At 32.6% G+C, this 18735-nt stretch carries 16 protein-coding genes, 1 tRNA gene and 1 other RNA gene; 4 read left to right on the top strand and 14 right to left on the bottom strand.

Annotated elements, in window-relative coordinates:
• Positions 1–25 precede the first annotated feature (25 nt).
• Positions 26–844: a M48 family metallopeptidase gene (locus tag WDZ41_04195; protein MEX0940534.1), complete on the bottom strand. Its 819-nt coding sequence runs from the start codon at positions 842–844 to the stop codon at positions 26–28.
• A gap of 248 nt (positions 845–1092) precedes the next feature.
• Between WDZ41_04195 and WDZ41_04190 the strand changes: the two genes are divergently transcribed.
• Positions 1093–2862, top strand: coding sequence for a cytochrome c biogenesis protein CcdA (locus WDZ41_04190; protein ID MEX0940533.1), 1770 nt, complete (start codon positions 1093–1095; stop codon positions 2860–2862).
• Here WDZ41_04190 and raiA read toward each other — a convergent pair.
• From raiA to WDZ41_04150, 8 genes are all read right to left on the bottom strand, one after another.
• On the bottom strand, positions 2859–3197 hold the full coding sequence (gene raiA / locus WDZ41_04185) for a ribosome-associated translation inhibitor RaiA (protein MEX0940532.1): 339 nt from the start codon (positions 3195–3197) through the stop codon (positions 2859–2861). The two genes, WDZ41_04190 and raiA, sit on opposite strands and share 4 nt — an antisense overlap.
• Positions 3198–3329: 132 nt before the next feature.
• The gene (gene der, locus WDZ41_04180; GenBank protein MEX0940531.1) at positions 3330–4649 is read right to left on the bottom strand and encodes a ribosome biogenesis GTPase Der; all 1320 of its coding nucleotides are present in this window, start codon (positions 4647–4649) and stop codon (positions 3330–3332) included.
• On the bottom strand, positions 4642–6336 hold the full coding sequence (gene dnaX / locus WDZ41_04175; protein MEX0940530.1) for a DNA polymerase III subunit gamma/tau: 1695 nt from the start codon (positions 6334–6336) through the stop codon (positions 4642–4644). Before dnaX ends, der begins: the two co-directional genes overlap by 8 nt.
• Before the next feature lie 96 nt (positions 6337–6432).
• An RNA gene (gene ffs, locus WDZ41_04170) (signal recognition particle sRNA small type) lies at positions 6433–6526 on the bottom strand.
• Positions 6527–6673: 147 nt separating this feature from the next.
• Positions 6674–6765 (bottom strand) — tRNA-Ser (locus tag WDZ41_04165).
• A gap of 22 nt (positions 6766–6787) precedes the next feature.
• On the bottom strand, positions 6788–7663 hold the full coding sequence (rpsB, locus tag WDZ41_04160; GenBank protein ID MEX0940529.1) for a 30S ribosomal protein S2: 876 nt from the start codon (positions 7661–7663) through the stop codon (positions 6788–6790).
• A 167-nt stretch (positions 7664–7830) separates the two neighbouring features.
• On the bottom strand, positions 7831–9243 hold the full coding sequence (locus WDZ41_04155) for an Npt1/Npt2 family nucleotide transporter (GenBank protein MEX0940528.1): 1413 nt from the start codon (positions 9241–9243) through the stop codon (positions 7831–7833).
• 123 nt (positions 9244–9366) lie between these two features.
• Positions 9367–10728, bottom strand: coding sequence for an Npt1/Npt2 family nucleotide transporter (locus WDZ41_04150; GenBank protein MEX0940527.1), 1362 nt, complete (start codon positions 10726–10728; stop codon positions 9367–9369).
• Between the two features lie 391 nt (positions 10729–11119).
• Between WDZ41_04150 and lon the strand changes: the two genes are divergently transcribed.
• The 3 genes from lon to WDZ41_04135 all read left to right on the top strand — a co-directional run bounded on the left by lon (position 11120) and on the right by WDZ41_04135 (position 14155).
• Positions 11120–13564 (top strand): endopeptidase La, encoded by a 2445-nt coding sequence (lon, locus tag WDZ41_04145; GenBank protein MEX0940526.1) that lies wholly within the window; start codon positions 11120–11122, stop codon positions 13562–13564.
• A 196-nt stretch (positions 13565–13760) separates the two neighbouring features.
• Positions 13761–14012, top strand: coding sequence for a hypothetical protein (locus WDZ41_04140; GenBank protein ID MEX0940525.1), 252 nt, complete (start codon positions 13761–13763; stop codon positions 14010–14012).
• Entirely contained in the window at positions 14012–14155 is a 144-nt protein-coding gene (locus WDZ41_04135; protein ID MEX0940524.1) for a type II toxin-antitoxin system YafQ family toxin, read from the top strand. Before WDZ41_04140 ends, WDZ41_04135 begins: the two co-directional genes overlap by 1 nt.
• 90 nt (positions 14156–14245) lie before the next feature.
• Here the strand turns inward: WDZ41_04135 and WDZ41_04130 are convergent, their stop codons facing one another.
• The 5 genes from WDZ41_04130 to recJ all read right to left on the bottom strand — a co-directional run bounded on the left by WDZ41_04130 (position 14246) and on the right by recJ (position 18703).
• Complete coding sequence (locus tag WDZ41_04130) at positions 14246–14701, bottom strand: hypothetical protein (protein MEX0940523.1); 456 nt, start codon at positions 14699–14701, stop codon at positions 14246–14248.
• Positions 14702–14727: 26 nt separating this feature from the next.
• Positions 14728–15720 (bottom strand): ankyrin repeat domain-containing protein, encoded by a 993-nt coding sequence (locus WDZ41_04125; protein MEX0940522.1) that lies wholly within the window; start codon positions 15718–15720, stop codon positions 14728–14730.
• Positions 15721–15858: 138 nt separating this feature from the next.
• Positions 15859–16266 carry a hypothetical protein gene (locus tag WDZ41_04120; protein ID MEX0940521.1) on the bottom strand — a complete coding sequence of 136 codons (408 nt, stop codon included), beginning with the start codon at positions 16264–16266 and terminating at the stop codon, positions 15859–15861.
• Positions 16267–16274: 8 nt separating this feature from the next.
• Entirely contained in the window at positions 16275–16961 is a 687-nt protein-coding gene (cmk, locus tag WDZ41_04115; GenBank protein ID MEX0940520.1) for a (d)CMP kinase, read from the bottom strand.
• Positions 16958–18703, bottom strand: a complete 1746-nt coding sequence (gene recJ / locus WDZ41_04110; protein MEX0940519.1) for a single-stranded-DNA-specific exonuclease RecJ — start codon at positions 18701–18703, stop codon at positions 16958–16960. Before recJ ends, cmk begins: the two co-directional genes overlap by 4 nt.
• Positions 18704–18735 lie beyond the last annotated feature (32 nt).

The following is an 18735-nucleotide window of genomic DNA, read 5'->3' as shown; positions in this document are numbered from 1 at the left end:
AAGAGGAGCGTAAGCTCCCCTTCAATTACTCAAGATTTTCTATATAAGCTATTCGTTCATCAAGTTCAGGATGCGTATTAAATAATTTCAAAATGGGTCTAAATAAATTTTTTACAAAACGCTTTAGACGGAATTTAGATTCTGGGTCCTCACATTCCTTAAATTTTTTAAAAAGATTTATAAAACCTTGTTTATCAGACACGGTTTTGGCTGCTTGAATATCAGCTTGTTTTTCACAAAATCTTGAAAATTTACATAACAATAATAAAGAAGTAAAAAATATGAATGGGCTACTCTTATACATAATTTTTGACGTTTTATTAATCTGAAACGATTGATAATCAAAAAACACTTTATAAATAAAGTAATAATAACTACAAAGTACCAATCCTGCCAAAATTTGCTTGCGAGAAACATGATCATATTTTAAATGCATTAATTCATGTCTTACTAATGCTTGTTTTTCATTTTCTGATAATGTTTCAAACCATTCCTCACTAATAAACATATATGCATGTTCTTCTTTTTTAAATGAATAAGTTACAAAAGCATTCATTCGCCCAACTATTTGTTGAGCATGATTACTCATTCGCCGAATTTCAATACAATAATTATCCATTTCAAGCTCATGAATAATCGCTCGAATAAATTGTTCATTTTCTTTTGATATTGATTTAAATCCTAAATTTTCTAACCCCATAAAATCATCTAATTCTCTAAAAAATTTTTCCTTTAACGTAAGTTCACGATTAGCTTGTGCTTCTGGTCTATCAATATCTAATGTTGCATTTAAGCCACACATCGCACTGATAAAATATAAAAAAAGAATATTGTATTTGTTCATTTTTATCCTGTTAGTTAAATTTTTGATTAGTTTAATATATGTGATAAATATAATTAAATAAAGGTCTTTTAAAAAATGATAAAGTAAAAGTTGAATAACAACTTCATGCATGCGATCTATATGCACTAATTAATAAACCTATATTAATGAAGAAAAAAACTTAAAGTATCATTTAATTTCCCGTATACTTACATGAAATTGTACATTTTTTCTTATGTCATCTTCTAATAGGTTAAGGACTAAAGCTCATGCTTAATTATTTATTGTTTGCAATGTTGTTTCTTAATAGCTGTATTGCCCATGAAATTAATATTAAAACATCGCCAGTAGATGGCAAAACTACACAAGTTAAAGTCACATTTAATTTAGATAAAGATGAATATCTCTATAAAGAATCAATTAATTTTTCTGTTGATTCTCCTCATATACATCTTTCGGAATGGCATAGCACCGCAGAAACCATTAATAAATATGATGAAGGTACAAAAAATACTAAAGCGGTATTTAATACCATGGTTGATATTCTACTGTACGCCGGTAAACAAATTAAACAGATCGAACAAGACATCTTTTTATATATCACTTACCAAACCAATAAACAAACTCATCCGCATCAAAAATTATTTCAACTTTTTAAGCCCATTTATACTGAAAAAAATACTAAATCAATTGTTCAAAAAGATAATATTCATTCAGTAAATAACCCCGACACACCTTCATTAAAAAAAGTCCAAAAATCTGACATTCAAACAATAAAAAAATCTACGTCTTGGTCTGAATTTCTTTCACATCTAGTAAAACACACACAATCACTGCCTATGCGTCTTATTTTAGTTTTTTTACTTGGCATCTTATTAAGTTTAACGCCATGCATTTATCCGATGATTCCCATTACGGCAAGCGTTTTACATGCACAAAAAAGTAATTCATTAATCTATAATTTTTTACTTTCTTTAGCATATACTCTTGGGCTATCGGCAACATTCGCTTGCTTTGGGCTTGTCGCAAGTTATACTGGCCCAATTTATGGTAAATTATTAGTACATCCAATTTCAGTTGGCATTCTAGTTAGTTTTTTAATGTATCTCGCTCTTTCTATGTTTGGTTTTTATGATTTGTATATTCCACGATTTATGCAACCAGCACATACTGGCAATAGTGGTGGATCGCTGATTTCATCTTTTATATTCGGTGCTGCAAGTGGTACTATTGCTTCCCCCTGTGTCTCTCCTGGCCTTATTTTATTATTGAGTATTGTAGCAACGCTGGGAAATGTTTTTCTTGGTTTTTTATTACTATTTTGTTTTGGCATTGGCTTAAGTATGCCATTACTTATTGTTGGTACTTTTTCGAGCTCACTCACGCTTTTACCCAAAGCTGGCCTTTGGATGGTTGAAATCAAAAAATTATTTGGACTTATGCTTTTTGGCGTAAGTTTATATTATTTGAGCAATATTCTTCCTTTATCAACCGTTTTATTTGTTGGTGCCAGTACCCTTATAATAATTGGTTTTTATTATCTTTATATTGGAAATTATAAAAGTGCTTCCTCTTTAAAAACTTTTCATATTATTTGGGGATTTATACTATTATCTAGTGCCACTAGCTTGGTTATTTATACTACTCAATTAACTTATTATGTTGCTGAAAAACCTATGTTGCATTGGCATACTGATTATGAAAACGCTCGTGAGCAATCGCTAAAAGAAAATAAATTATTATTGATTGATTTTTGGGCTGATTATTGCTCAATTTGTAAAGCAATTAATAACACGGTATTCAAAGACCCAAGCGTTATTGCAGTAATTGAACAAACAATACCAGTAAGCATCGATGGGTCAAATGAAAAAGAAGAACCATTTAATACTTTAAAACAGCAATTTAAAGTATTTGGCTTCCCTACTATTTTATTAGTTGAACCTGAATCACAAAAAATTCTAAAACAATGGAACAGTGAGCTCTATTCGATGGATCGTAACGTTTTTATTGATGAATTAAAAGAATTTATAGCAGATTAGGCACCTTTATACCAATCTGCATTCCCACTACGTTTATCATCAACAAGTTCACGTTTTTTTTCGCATAATTGCCGATACATAACATCAATTACGCGATCAATAACATCATAAAATTCAGGGCCTTCATAATTCGATATTAAATAATAATCGGGTGTTTTTACGCGAAGCTCAACACGATGATGCGCATGAATTTTAACTGGTTCTAATACTAATTCTATAAAAATTGGTTCACGTTCATGTGTAAGAAATTGTTCAATTTTAGCCAATTGCCCATTAATATATTTTTCCATCACATCCGAATGCTCCATTTGCCGAAATGTTATTTTTTTATCCATAATATCTCTCCTTATTTATTATGAGTATAATCAAATTCCATTTTTTAAATCTAGCAAAAATAAACAATAGGAAATATCGATAAATAAATTAATTTTAAATATGGAAAAACCAATCAATAATTTCCACAGATTTTATTGTCTTCTTTTTCGTACTTCATACCTAACAGGCACACCCATTAAGTTATACTTAGCGCGTAGTTTATTATCAAAAAATGCAAGTTGGCTTTCACCAAACCACTGTGGCTGATTCACTTTTAATAAAATAGTAGTTGGACGTACTGCAGTTTGCCTTACGCTATAAAGAATTAATAATTCCTTTTTATGATATAATGGCGTTCTTTTTAATGCTTCTTTAAATAATAATGATAATTCAGACTCATCAAGTGTTTGATTATAACGCTGCCAAACCTCATTAATGAGCGGTAAAATTTTGCCAATATTTTTTTTTGATTTACATGAAATATAAAGTCGTGGAATTTTTTTGAATAAATGTGGATACATAGAAAATTGATCATCTAATAATCGTTGCGTTTCTTCATCTATTAAATCAACTTTATTTACAAGCATAATTAACGCTTTTCCCTGCTCAAGCGTATAAAAAGCTAGTTTAAGTTCTTGATCACTTAAAATTCCTTCTGACCCATCAATTAAAAGTAATACGATATGCGCACGGTCAATAGCACGAAATGCAGTACGCACCATTAGTTTTTCTAACGGCTCTTCTACAGATCTTTTTCTACGAATACCGGGCGTATCAGTAAGCATAATGGTTTCTTGATAAAATCGAATTGGCTCAGTAATTGCTTCACGTGTAGTGCCGGCTTGTTCAGTAACAAGTACTCTTTCTTGCTCTAATAAAATATTCATTAATGATGATTTACCAACATTTGGTTTTCCAAGCAAAACAACCGATGCTTTGAGCTCTTCTTCTTTTTCTATTGGCATCTTTTTAGGTAGTTTTTGCACTATTGTTTCTAAAAGTTCCCCAATACCAATACTATGTTGTGCAGAAATAGGAAATAGCTCTTTAAACCCTAATTTCTGAAATTCATATTGCTGTTCTTGTGCACGATGTACATCAATTTTATTAACCACTAAAAATACTGGCTTATCAAGTTTATGTAAAAATTTTGCCAATTCTTGATCTTGCGCCGTAATCCCTACCGTTCCATCACAAACAAATAAAATTAAGTCTGCTTTATCCAATAAATTAAGCGCAATTTGTCTGACATGCTCAGTAAAAAAATCTTCACTCTTTTTTAAACTAATACCGCCACTATCAATTAAATTAAAACAAACATCTTGCCAACACACTACATCACTCATAAAGTCTCGAGTGACCCCTTCGTAGTCCAGGGTTAGGCTTTTTACATTTTCTGACAAACGATTGAATAATGTAGATTTTCCTACATTAGTTCTGCCGACTATAATAACTTTTGGAAGCTTACGCATGAGTATCCTCTGGAACTTCAGTAATTAAACCAGGAAAAGCGGATAAAACAAGATGCGTTTTTTTCCAAAGGTTTTTATCTGAAATGTCTATTTTTTTTTCTTGATTATTTTTTTTTACGATAAAAGATTTTTTATTTTGAAAAGTCACTTTATTTAATGACTCTTTTTGTTTAGCTTTTTCTTGTGGCAAATCATTAAATTGCGGCACCTTATTTTCTTTTGCTTGGAGAGGAATCGCTAAGGAAGTTTTTGATTGTGCAGCCTCTGTAAAAGTTGCTTTAAGCTGTATTTGCTCACCAAAAACTTTTTGTAGCTTCGATAACCAGGTATTAGTAGTATTTTGGAGAATTTCATCAAAAAAGACAAAATTTTTCGGATAAGAAAGTTGCACAATATTTGCTTCTTGATCAAAAGCACTAAATTGCGCTTGTTTAAAAATCGAATATATTAATGGATCTTCAAGGGTTTGTATTTCCATTAAAAAATTTTGCCATGATCTATTTTGTTGAGATTGTTTGATAACGATTTCAGTTTTTTTTTCCATCGCTATTCCATTATTACTTGTTTTTTTTTGTATGCCACTATTTTGTTTTGGCATTTTTATATTACATATCTTTAATAACACATGTTCCAATATTTGATGCCCAAAACGTGTTTTTGAAAATGCATTTTCATGATCATAAAACATCTGTAAATATGAACTCAAGGCTTCTGGCCTATGTGATAGGATTATTGAAGATATTTGATTAGCATGTTCAATTTTTTCATTCACAATGCCATGTTTTAAATAAATAGAATCTCTGAAAAAAAGAACACAAGAATCCCACAATGAGGTAGAGGTATATAATTCAAAAGAAATCTCTTGTAAATAATGTAAAACATCAGCAGGTTCTTTATTAAGTACAGTATCTAATAATGCAAATAAACGATCAGTATCTAAAAAACCTAATACTTTAAATACCGCATCTGGTGAAATATGTGTTTGAGAAAACCGCACTTGCTCAAGTAAATTTAATGCATCACGCACTGAACCATCAGTCTGATTTGCGATAATTTTTAATCCTTCGAGCTCAAATTCAATTTTTTCTTTTTGACAAATTGTTGCAAGATGTTTAACAAGCATAGTAGGCAAAACTGGCTTAAAGAATAACTGAAAGCATCGCGAGGTTACGGTATCTATAATTTTATGCGGATCAGTTGTTGCTAAAATAAAAAATACTGAAGCAGGTGGTTCTTCTAAAATTTTTAAAAATGCATTGAACGCTGCTTTGCTTAACATATGCGCTTCATCAATTAAATAAATTTTTTTACTTCCAAGCACTGGCATTAATGCAGCAGCATCGATAATATTACGAACATTATCTACTCCAGTATGTGAGGCAGCATCAATTTCAATGAAATCAGGATGCTTACCACGCATCATCGCCATGCATGATTCACATGCCAAACAAGGAATTATATTTTTTTTTGGATCTTGTTGAAAGGCTTGAAGCATTGAGCAATTTACCGCAGCCGCAAAAATACGTGCTGCTGATGTTTTACCACAACCGCGTTGACCAGAAAAGAGGTACACGGGAAAATAATGATCCAAATATAAACTATTTTTGAGCATACGTACTGATAATTCTTGACCAATGAGTTCATCAAAAGTACGCGATCGCCATTTACGTGCCAGATTGATATTCATGTTATCTTTTAAAAAAACCTATAGTTTGCCGTAATTTTTAAATAAGTATAGCATGAGAAATGCTTTTGAGATATAAATCTGTACAAATATTATTAAAAAAAAGGGAAGCTTATACAAAACTTCCTGCACTCCTGCTGCTTGCTCTCGCACCTGACAGATTAAGTGAAAAAGTTTTTATAAACTTCCCAAATTTATTTTCAAATTATTTTTATAATAACAATCTTATAAAATATAGCAAATGAAAATTGAACGAATTAAATAAACATAAAACATAGTCCTCCTTCGCTTACACTTCGGCGGACAGCTTTAATTTCCCAATAGGTGTGTCAGCTAAAACTGGTGGAGAGAGAGGGATTCGAACCCTCGATGCCCCTTTCGGAACATACACGATTTCCAATCGTGCTCCTTCAACCACTCAGACACCTCTCCACACTTGAATTATTTAATTCAATTATTCTTCTTCTTTAGATGGACGGGGTCGCGGACTAAGCTTTTTCGGCTTAATCGGCTCTTTAGTTTTCATTTTTTTAACCGAACGCTTTTCATCTTTATCTTTTGCTGAAACTACTTCATCTTCTTCAGATTCTTCAAGCAATCTAGCGGCCTCTTCTTCTTCTGTTTCTTGGCGTTCTTGCGTTGGTTTCTCAGTAGCTTTTTGCTGACCTGCTTTTACTGCTTCTGCAAGATAATCGATAATTAATCGAATAGATTTTGGTGCATCATCATTTGCAGGAATCACATAATCAACATCGGCCGGATCACTGTTAGTATCAACTAATGCAACAACTGGTATTCCCATAACAGCCGCTTCGCGCAATGCCGTTTGTTCTTTTTTTACATCAACGATAACAATGGCACCAATTGGCCATGAAATATTACGAATATTACCAACATTCTTTTGTAAACGATCAACCATTTTTTGCAATGAAACAATCTCTTTTTTGGTATAATGTGATTGTTCAGATTTTTTTATTACATCTTCTAAATGTAATAATTTAGTAATTGATTTTTTTACTTGAGAAAAATTGGTTAACGTACCACCAATCCAACGGTGTGTTACACATGGATAACCGAGTTCTTGTGCCGTTTGAACAACAACTTCTTGTGCCGCTTTTTTAGTGCCAATCCACAAGATTTTTTTTCTTTCTGCCGCTACCGATTCTAAAAATTTAGCTGCTTTTTCAAGCTGACGCGCTGTTTTTGAAACATCGATTAAATGTATATTATTTTTAAATCCCCAAATATATGGTTCCATTTTAGGGTTCCAACGGGACTTTTTGTGCCCGAAATGCACACCAGCTTCAACTAGTTTTTTGAAATCAATCATAGAAATTCCTTCCAGGTTTTATCAATTGCTTTCTTGGCTTGATTACGCTGGTAAACAATAACCACCCGATTAAGAAAGCAAGTTATTAATAATTGTCATTTATCAGTTAAGTATAGCAAAAAAGCTCTATTTTTCAAGCAGCATCTCCATCTAATAACTTTATATTATTACCCTATTACTTCATTATGTTTTACTGCACGCGTATAACGATTACCGAGTAAATAAGCAGTTACAAACCAGAAAGCTATAACCAATAAAAATACGGCGCCATGCAACTGAAAATAAAACATTGGTCCAAGCTTATCTGCTAAAACGTTAACCAATGAGCCACTGCCACGGGCCATTTTTGCACCAAATGCATCAATCCAAGATTTAGATTTAAACTTCACATCTTTTATTGTTGGAATATATAAGCTTTCCCGCACTGGTTGTGCAAAAGCATAATTAACCGATTTCAAAGCAACGAATACCATCATTAGTGATAATGGTGTATAGGTGGCCCAGAAATAAAACAACAAAAGCCCATTAGCTAATGGAATTAACAGTAAACAAATTGGTTCTCCGAATCTTTTAAGTAAAGTTCGTGTACCAAATAATGAAATAAAAAATCCAATAAAATGCATTGCAAACATTTGTTGATAAAGCATCATAGTTACATCTGAAATGGTATTTGCATATGTTTGCGCAACGCTTAACCGTTGATAGCTTAAAATGGTATTAAGTATTTCATAAAATAAAATCATACCAAAAATACCTAAAATGTATGGCCGCTCTAATATCATGCGCAATCCAGATAACAATCCGGGACGTGTAATCTTTTCTTCTTTATCCTCTTCTTCTTCCTGTTTTTCCTTTTTTTCTTTTTCAAACTGATATACCGCCTCATAACCATGCAAATATTTTCCTGGAACTCGACGCATGAGATAATAAACTACAAAAGGTATAAATAAAACTAAACAAGAAAAAAATAGCAATAAAATCTGATGATTTACAGCATCAGATAATATACGAATACCATTTATATCTTTTATAGAAAGTAGAAACCATGCTAATCCGGCACTAAACATACCACCCATTTTAGAGCCGGCCACTAAAATACTATAATTTTCTTTAGCTCCTTCTGGGCTGCTAATTGAATTGGCAAATGCCCAAAAAACACTTACCACAAAAGGTGAAAATCCTTCAACAAAAAAATAAAATGCCCAACCAAATAGGCGGTAAGGACTGGAATCAGTATTAACAATACCAATAGTAGGATGCCCTATCAAATAAACGCAAATGAGACCAAAAATACCATATGTTATACTATAAAAATAGATTAGCTGATAGCGCCTTAATCTATCTACTAAGAAGGCATAAAATAATACTGCAGGAATAAGGATAATCATTGAAAGCATTTTAGCATAAGGAACATATTCTCTCCCTACTACACTCATAAAAATAGAACTTTTAAGATCGTAAATAACGGTGTAAGCCCCTATAACAAAAAGAAAAGTAAGCGATAACAGCATTACTTTCAATCGCTCAAATTTATCGGCAGAAATAAACGTTGATACTGTCTTTTTTAACTTACCATTCATTCAAAAGCCCCTTGCTAAAATCTGACCATTCTGTTGAAACCTAAAAAAATGGCCTTCCATCTGAGATGGAAGGCCATTTTTACTTATTTGACTACATTTTTTTGCATTAAATCGTTGTCTCATTTAACAAACCACGCGTTTTTCTGCAACTGCTTTGTTATATTTTTTAGAAACAAATACAACTACAAAAAGCCATATCGCTATTAAACCTAACGAAATTCCTGAGCTCATCGTCAAGAACATACCAAGTCCAGCAGCTACACCATAGCTTTCTTTGAAAGTTTTAAAGAAACTGTTGATATATGAACCGCCAGCTTTTGAACCGCGAGATCCAAACATTTCAATCCATGCTTGTGATTTATACTTGGTTTCTTTAGTAGTTGGGATATAAAGCTGTTTTAATGTTGGTTGATTTAATGCGTAATTTACTGCTTTTGCAATTACCATGATCCAGAATACAACTGCAAGTGCAGGATACATTTTTAAACCTATAACACCAAGTATTACTAAAATTGGCATCATAATTAATGAAGCAGTCATTCCCATATGACGTTGAATATTATTAATACCAAGCAATACACAAAGTGTTGCTACAATACCTGTTGCTACGGCATATTGCGTTAAATATGCTGCATTATCAGCTTCTAATGGGTAGGCTTGTTTAGCCATAAATTTAAATTGGAAATCAAATACGGTGATTATGACTTCATAAATAGTGATAATTAAAAATATTCCGAGCAAGTATGGCTGAGTAAATAATAATTTGAGCCCTTCTAAAAATCCTGGCTCTTCAGTTTTTTCTACCGCTTTTTCATCTTTAGCTTGATAGCTTTCAAATTGATCTTTTGGGGTAACTTTTATGAAAAGCCACATTAATACAGCCATGCTAAAGGTCATTATCGCAACAATTGCTACAATTGGCCCGCTATGATCAAAGCCCCAGCGTTTTGCATTTAAAAATAATGGCCCAACGATATTACCGGTTTGTCCAAATAATGCGATAAGTGGAAAACCACGTTTTGCCGCATCTTCAGAAGTAATATCGGTAGAAAATGCCCAAAACAGCGCAACAATTAATGAACCAAAGCTTTCTACGTATATATACCATAACCAGCCAATAATACGGCTTGGATCTTCAAGTTTATTTGCTAGTCCATATGACGGATCCATAAAATACCAAGCAAAAACTAATGCTGCAGTACCATAAATAGCGGTTAAAATATAAAATACCTTTTGACGAGGGAATTTATCAATTAATTTACTATATGCTATAACAAGAGGCACAATAAACACGAGTGAAAGCATCTTTGCATAGGGTTGATGCTCAATCCCGACTATAGCACCAAAAATGCTATCTTTGATAGGACGCAAGGCCCAGTAGGTACCTATAATGAGGCCAAAAATTATTCCTAGAAAACTAAATTTCTGGATTTCTTCCCAGCTTTCAAAGTTTCCCCACAATGTAGCCGCAATACGTTTAAACATAGGTTGTTCCCTCTCGAACAAAGGTAATTAAATTAAAACAATACAACTTTTCATTTTATTATACATTATAGCCAAAGATTAATCATTTGTAAAAAAATTTAAACATCACCTCCCTGAAATTTTTAATCCGTATAAACCGTAATTATTGCAAATTTCTTTTTTTAGGTATTTTTGACCTAAAAGCCAACTTTATACCTATCAATCTCATTTACTAATTTCCTAATATTTGCTACATTTTACTATAGTATTGGGGCTCAGACACCTCAATTTACTCTAAAAACAATCTCACAGCCCAATCGCTGTTGCAAATTGAAATTATTTAATCTATATTTATAAATAAACGATTCGCAATGAAAATTAATGTAGCTAAACAAGGTTAGGATAAATTACTATGTCAATAGATGCAACAAATAGAAAAATACTTGCTCCCGAAAATACGCAACAGGGTATACTTTTACCTTTGCTACCACTACGCAATGTTATTATTTTACCAAAAAGCATACACCCTATTATTGTTGGCAGAACTCATTCAATCAAGGCAGTAGAACAAGCACTCAAAGAAGACAAAATAATTTTTATTACCACTCAAAAAGATGCCGAAATAGAAAATCCTACTCAAAACGATGTATTTGAATATGGTACTAAATCACTGATTCTTCAAATAATGCGTTTACCCAATGGCGGCTTAAAAATTTTGGCTGAAGGTATTTGCCGCGCAAAAATGCTAAAAGCAGAGCAAGAAAGCGAATATATCAATGCATATTGTGTTGATTTGCCAACTGAAAATCTAGAAAATTCAGTTGAATTACAAGCGTTTTGGCGTCATTTAAAAAGTTTATATGAGTCTTACACAAGACTTAACGAAAAAGTACCAAATGATTTAATGGCGGCTGTTAAATCTATAGAAGATATGGATACTATTGCCGATACACTCGCCGTTCACCTTAATCTTTCCTTTTATGAACGACAAGAAATACTAGAAACGCTTGATTTAAAAAACCGTTTAAGTAAATTAATCAAATTCTTAACGCAAGAGATTGAAATTCTTGAAACTGAACAACGTATTAAGGGACGTGTTCAAAATCAAGTTGAAAAAAATCACCGTGAATATTATTTGACTGAGCAAATGAAAGCGATTCAAAAGGAACTTGGCAGAGAAGACCATCAGGTCGAAATTGGTGATTTGCGCAGCAAAACTAAAAATCTTGGTCTTTCAGAAGAAGCGCAAGAGAAAGTAGAAAAAGAATTTAAACGGCTCGAACAAATGCCGCCACTTTCTGCAGAAGCAGTTATTTCACGAAATTATGTAGATTGGGTAACTTCATTGCCTTGGAAAAAACAAAGCAAAGACCGTATTAGCTTGGTACAAGCAGAAAAAATTTTAAATCAACAACATGCCGGCCTTTCAAAGGCTAAAGAACGAATTATTGAGTTCTTAGCGGCAAAAAAATACTCTAAATCATTAGAACGTTCTCCTATAATTTGCCTATCAGGGCCTCCTGGTGTTGGTAAAACATCATTAGCAGAATCTATTGGAAAAAGTTTAGGAAGAGAATTTGTACGAATTTCTCTTGGTGGTATCCGTGATGAAGCAGAAATCAGAGGACATCGTCGTACTTATATTGGTGCATTACCAGGAAAAATTATTCAAGCAATGCGTAAAGCAAAAACGCAGAATCCAGTTATTTTGCTTGATGAGATCGATAAAATGACACGTGATATTCATGGTGATCCTGCTGCAGCATTACTTGAAGTGCTTGATCCTGAACAAAACAAATCTTTTGTAGATCATTTCTTAGAAGTTGAATACGATTTATCTAAAGTAATGTTTGTGACAACGGCCAATACTATTGACGGTATTCCATACCCACTTTTTGATCGTATGGAAATAATTACGCTTCCTGGATACACTGATTTAGAAAAAATAGAAATTGCACGAAAATTTCTTATTCCAAAAAATCTTAAAGAACATGAGCTGACTGAAGAACATTTCCATATGGAAGATTCACTTATTGAGCTTATTATCTCGCAATATACCCGTGAAGCTGGGGTACGACAATTAGAACGAGTAATCAATAAGTTAATGCGTAAAGTTATTCAAATATTGCTAAAAGATAAGCAAATTAAGAATATTGCTATTAATGAAGAACGCATTAAAGAATGGTTAGGTTACGCTAAATTTAAAAAAACATCGCTCGATCAATCACCTGAGCGAATTGGATTAGCAACTGGGCTTGCATGGACGGAATATGGCGGTGAGATTTTAGAAATTGAATCATCAATTTTACCGGGCAAAGGTTCGGTTACGTTAACCGGTCAACTCGGCGAAGTAATGCAAGAATCAGCACATGCTGCATTGAGTTATATTCGATCGCGTGCAACGGCACTTAATATTAAAAGTAATTTTCACGCAAATAAGGATATTCATATTCATATTCCAGAAGGCGCAACGCCTAAAGATGGCCCTTCTGCTGGTATTACCATGTGCGTAGCTTTAGTTTCAGCTTTAACTAAAAACCAAACTCGCTCTGACGTGGCTATGACTGGTGAAATCACCTTACGTGGACGTGTTTTGGCTATTGGTGGTTTAAAAGAAAAATTACTGGCAGCACCACAACATGGCATAAAAACAGTATTAGTACCAAAAGAAAATGAAGATGATGTTTTGGAATTAGCTAAAGAAGTTAAAACAAGCTTAAATATTAATATCATTTTTGTAGAAAATATGGATCAAGTTTTAGAGAATGCATTGGCACACAACCCATTTATAGAACAAGAAAAGCCGAAGAAAAAAACGGTTAAGAAAAAAATAAAAGCTTCTGCGAAATCAAAATAAAAAGAGGTCAGTTTCGGCTGACCTCTTTGTTTTCTTTATTATTTCAATTAAAAAGTAAAATATTTATGGGTCAAAAGTCATAACTGCGATTGGATAAAAAACACACAATTTACTTTTTTCTGTATTTCTGGTATTCTTTTTATGAAAGACAAGCTAAAATAAAGGATAATATGAGTACAAAAGTAATTTATCACGTATAACTATAGATATGCCAAAAATTGATCATAAAAAACTTAAAGCCATCGCAGCAGTAACAGGAAAAAGCATGAGAGAAATGGTTCTTGAATTTATAGATCATGGACTAGCACATTATCAAGAACAAAAAGAATGCCTCTATAATCACACACCAAATAAAGATACTATCCAAGCTATCAAAAATAGTAAGAAAAAAGAAAACTTAATAAAAGCCAAAAATGCTAAAGATCTATTTAAAAAATTAGGGCTATAGTGCTGGAGCCTATTTATGAAAAAAAGTTTTTAAAAGAGATTAAATTAGCAAAAAAGCGTGGTAAAAATTTGGAGAAACTTAAGCAGATAATTAATATGCTTATCGAAGAAAAACAATTACCTCAAAAAAATCAATACAATTAATCTTTATTAGTATTTTACTAAAAATTAAGGCTTAAAGTATAATCTTTTCCGTTAAAATGTGTTTTATCTTAGCTCCTAAGAAAAAGAAAACTAAGGAATTCCTGGGGCTTTCGGAGGTTCTGAAAGTGCATGTTCAAATTTAAAATCATCAGAAACAGAAATTATTTGCCCACCTCTTTCTTCCGCAATTCCTTTCCAAACCAAGTGATTTTTTAACTTTTTGGCTCGAAAACGATAACTTTTTTCTGTCGTTCGTTTTTGACCCTTCACTAAATAGATACTTCCTTTGTGCACTCTGATATATATTCTTTTACTCGATTGTCCGCCTTTCCATTTATAAGATGTTGATGTATTAGGTTTTAAAAAACCAACATTTTTACATAAAAATGCAAGATTTGCTGCTCTTGAATTTCTGGCACATCCTAATGCTCTAAAATATACACCAATTGAATTATAGCCATCTTGATTTTCTACGGTGGTTCTTGGCTGAACCATAAAAGTATGCAAAAACGGAAGCATTAATAATAACGTAAATATTTTCTTCACTTCATTGATCCTTTTTTAAATAGATATCATTTCTGTTTCTTTAAAATATTCATGATTTGTTTTAAGTTTTTTTCTTTTGCATAATCGAGCGCTGTTTTGCCTTCTTTATTTTTTATTGAAGAATCAGCGCCATACGTAAGTAAAAGTTCGACTACTTTTTTGATTTTATCTTCCGATACACCAGATTTTATTGCTGAAATCAATGACGTATCACCATCATCATTTTTTAGATTCGGACTAGCACCATTTTTAAGAAGCCATTCGATTGCCGGGAAAGCTTTATTAAAATGATATTTTAAATAATCAGAATTCAGAATATGTATCTGCAATAAACTGTTATTATTTTTGCCTCTCTGATTCGGATCAGCACCAAGTTTTTTTAATTTCGCAGCTAAATCAAAAGCCCCCACAGATAATGGCGTTGATAAAAGGAAATAGTGTTTTTCTCGTTCTTTAATAATATTTTTTTTAACTTTCTCATTTGGAATATCTGCTATAAAATTAATTAGAAGCATTGCAATACCAGAGCTAACATGAGATTCCAATGCCGCCTCTAGCGGCGATGTAACCCAATCAACGTTCTGCTGTTTAAAAATATATTCTTGATCTTTTGGTTTGATTTTTTGCATAAATTCTAAAATCTTTTCTACCGAATTTTTATATCCATTCTCTATCGCCCTATATAGAGAAGTTTTTTTCTTATAATCTGTTGCTTTCAAAAAATCAGCTAATTTCTTTGCAGATTGAGCTTGCTTTAAAAGAAAATCTAAAATTCTTATATGTCCGTGAATTGCTATGTGTAAAGAAATCTGTGGATAAGAAGGATCTTTAGCAAAAAGCAAAGCTACTTTCTCATCATCAGTTTTGCCTTCAAAGATACTTTTTACCTTAGTTAAATTATCATCTACTATTGCATCAAATAATGCTTGTTTTTCTTTCTGCGTTACTTCTGCAAAAATACCGCTCGAAATATTTAGAAAAACTAAAATGGCTAGATAAGTTAAATGTTTTACTTTCATTACCACTTACTCCCTTAAAATTCCTACTTCAAATCATTAAAAAAAGCTTATTATCACTCAGAATAGCATATTTTCAAGTAGGAAATTAATAATTTGTTGTTTTTACGGGCCTATCAGAGAAGAAGAATCAGGTGTTTTTTAATAGTACGATAAATTTTTTTCTATTTTTTCTTGATCAAAAATAATTTCTGGCCTTTCATATCTCGCATCATATTGTATTAATGGCCGCGATTTATCGCCGTTTTTATTAATAAAACATAGAGTGGTTAATTTATTTTTATGCCAACTCATTTTGTAAAATAATTTTTGTAAAGCAGGTAAATTATCTAGTTTAATCATTCCCCAAAAAACAGCTAAAAAAAGATCCCTTTTTGGAAAAACTTTTTCTAATGTTTCACGCTGCAACAAAAAAACAATATTTTCGTCATTGCCAACTACAATTGATCCATTATCTGATAGCGGCATACATTGGATCAGCTTATCTGTATTCATACCAAACAAATTAATACTTGATATTAATAATAAAATTAATTGATATTTTTTCATATTTTAGCTTATATTTTTTTAGTTTGCTCAATATATTCTATCATTATTTGAATAGTCTTTTCGATAGTTAAGTTCGAATTATCAATAATAAGAGCATCTTCAGGAATTATTAACGGCGCAATTTCACGATTTCTATCTCGTGCATCTCGCTCCTGAATATGTTGGCGTGCTTCATTAAAATCAATAATTATTCCAAGCTTATTTTGAACCTGCTGCCAACGCCGAGCACGCGTATCAATATCGGCAGTCAAAAAAAATTTGCTTGTCGCCTGAGGAAATACTACGGAACCCGCATCACGGCCTTCTAAAACTAAATCATATTGTTGTGCTAATAAGCGCTGCAAAGTTGTTAATGTATCACGCACTGATTGATGCGTAGCTAAAATAGAAGCCGCATGTGAAATTTCGTTTGTTTTTAAAAAAGAAGTAATATTTTGATTATCAAACCATACCGTGCCACAGCCATTGCCATCTAATTTGTATAAAAAATGGCGTGGATCAAGAGCCATATCTACATCATTTGTTGCGGGATTATAGAGCGCTTCTTGTGAATAATTAAAAATATTAATCAAAATATACGCAAGACCGCGATATAAAGCACCACTACTCAAGCAATGGATATGTAATCGATCTGCAAGTAATCGAGATGCCGTAGATTTGCCACTTGCGGTAGGACCATCAATAGTAATGATCATTGTACATTCCCCATATCTTGTAAGCCCGCAACATCTATGCCTATTAATTCAATCGATACTTTACCTTGCCAATGATTTTCAGAAATGTGTACAACCAAATCAAATGGTTCTTGTTCTTGCGCACGCAATCGTTCAAAAAGTTCTGGTCTATTAAAAAAAACAACCGGTTTAATTATGCCATCAGCGAAAACTGCACATTTGACGTGTGCATCTTTGAGTAATGATGGTTTTTGTACTAATACCGCTTGCTTGACCTGAAATACCGGTTGAGGATTTTCATTACCAAATGGCTCTAAATGATGCAAATCACTGATTATTTTTTTGGTCACATCAGAAAGTGATAACTCTGCATCAACCATAATTTTTTGCTTAAGATCAATTTCAGTTAATTGCATTTTTATTACTTTTTCTAAATGCTGCTTTAATAATGGTAAATTATCTATATTAAGTGCTAATCCTGCCGCCAAAGAATGTCCACCAAAAGAAAGTAATAATTCGCGCGTCTCATGCAATGCATTAAACATATTAAATTCCGGAATAGATCGGCATGAACCTTTTGCCTTGCCATCTTTAGTTAAATGAAACAATAACGTAGGTTTACCGTATGCTCCAACTAAACGTGAAGCAACTAATCCTATAACTCCTGGTGGCCACTGATTGCTTGCCGCAAGAATAATATTTTCTTTAGTAATATCAATTTGTTTTGCTTCAATTTTGTGCACTACTTCATTAAAAATAGAACGCTCAATTTCTTTCCGGGCTTGATTTAATTCAAATAAAACCGTACCAACTTGATCAACTTCTTTGGTATCAGAACCAATTAGAAATTTTACTCCTTGGCGAGGGTCTTCTAATCTGCCCAGTGCATTAATTTGTGGTGTTATTGAATAACCAATGTCAGAAGCAGAAATAGTCGATTTAGTTACATTACCATTTTTTTTTAATACCTTAAGCGCATAGCTTTCTACTGAGTTAACAAATTGCAAGCCGTGCCGGACCCAAAAACGATTTTCTCCGGTAAGCGGTACTACATCTGCGATAGTTCCTAATAATAATAATTCAAATGCTTTACTTGGTATTTCAAGTTTTAACAATTCATATAATAATGATAATAACTTAAAGGTAACGCCCACTCCCGCAAGACTTTTATAAGGATAAGTACAATCGTTTTGATTAGGATTAATAATAGCAAATGCATCGGGAACTTTTTCATGCTGACGGTGATGATCAGTAATAATTAAATCTATTCCTAACTCTTTAGCTTTTTGTGCAGGCTCAAATGCAGTGATACCATTATCAACGGTAATAATAACCTTATAATTATTTTGTGCAGCACGTTCAACAATTGAAACAGAAAGTCCATAACCATCCCGCACACGATGCGGTAAAAAAAAGTTAATATTGGCACCCAAGGGTTTTAAGCACAGCATCATTAACGCGGATGAAGTAATACCATCAACATCATAGTCACCGAACACCAATATTTTTTCATTATTATTAATTGCTGTTATAATGCGGTCGATTGCTTTTTGCGCATCTTTAAATAAAGAAGCATGTGCCACATCTTTTTCAAAAGAACTGAATAGATATGCATCAATCTCCTGCTGAGTTACATAACCGCGCGTAAGAATTGTTTGTGCAATTGGCATGGAAAAATTATAGCGTCGCACTAATTCAAATAATGCTTGCTCATTGCATGTTGGTAATTTCCATAGATACTTTTCACCTTGCAGAGTATTCATATACACTTTTCATATTTTTAAGTCTTAATAAG

This window comes from Candidatus Babeliales bacterium (assembly GCA_040879965.1).
Classification (GTDB): domain Bacteria; phylum Babelota; class Babeliae; order Babelales; family JACPOV01; genus JBBDJI01.
This window is presented reverse-complemented; position numbering and strand designations above follow the sequence as displayed.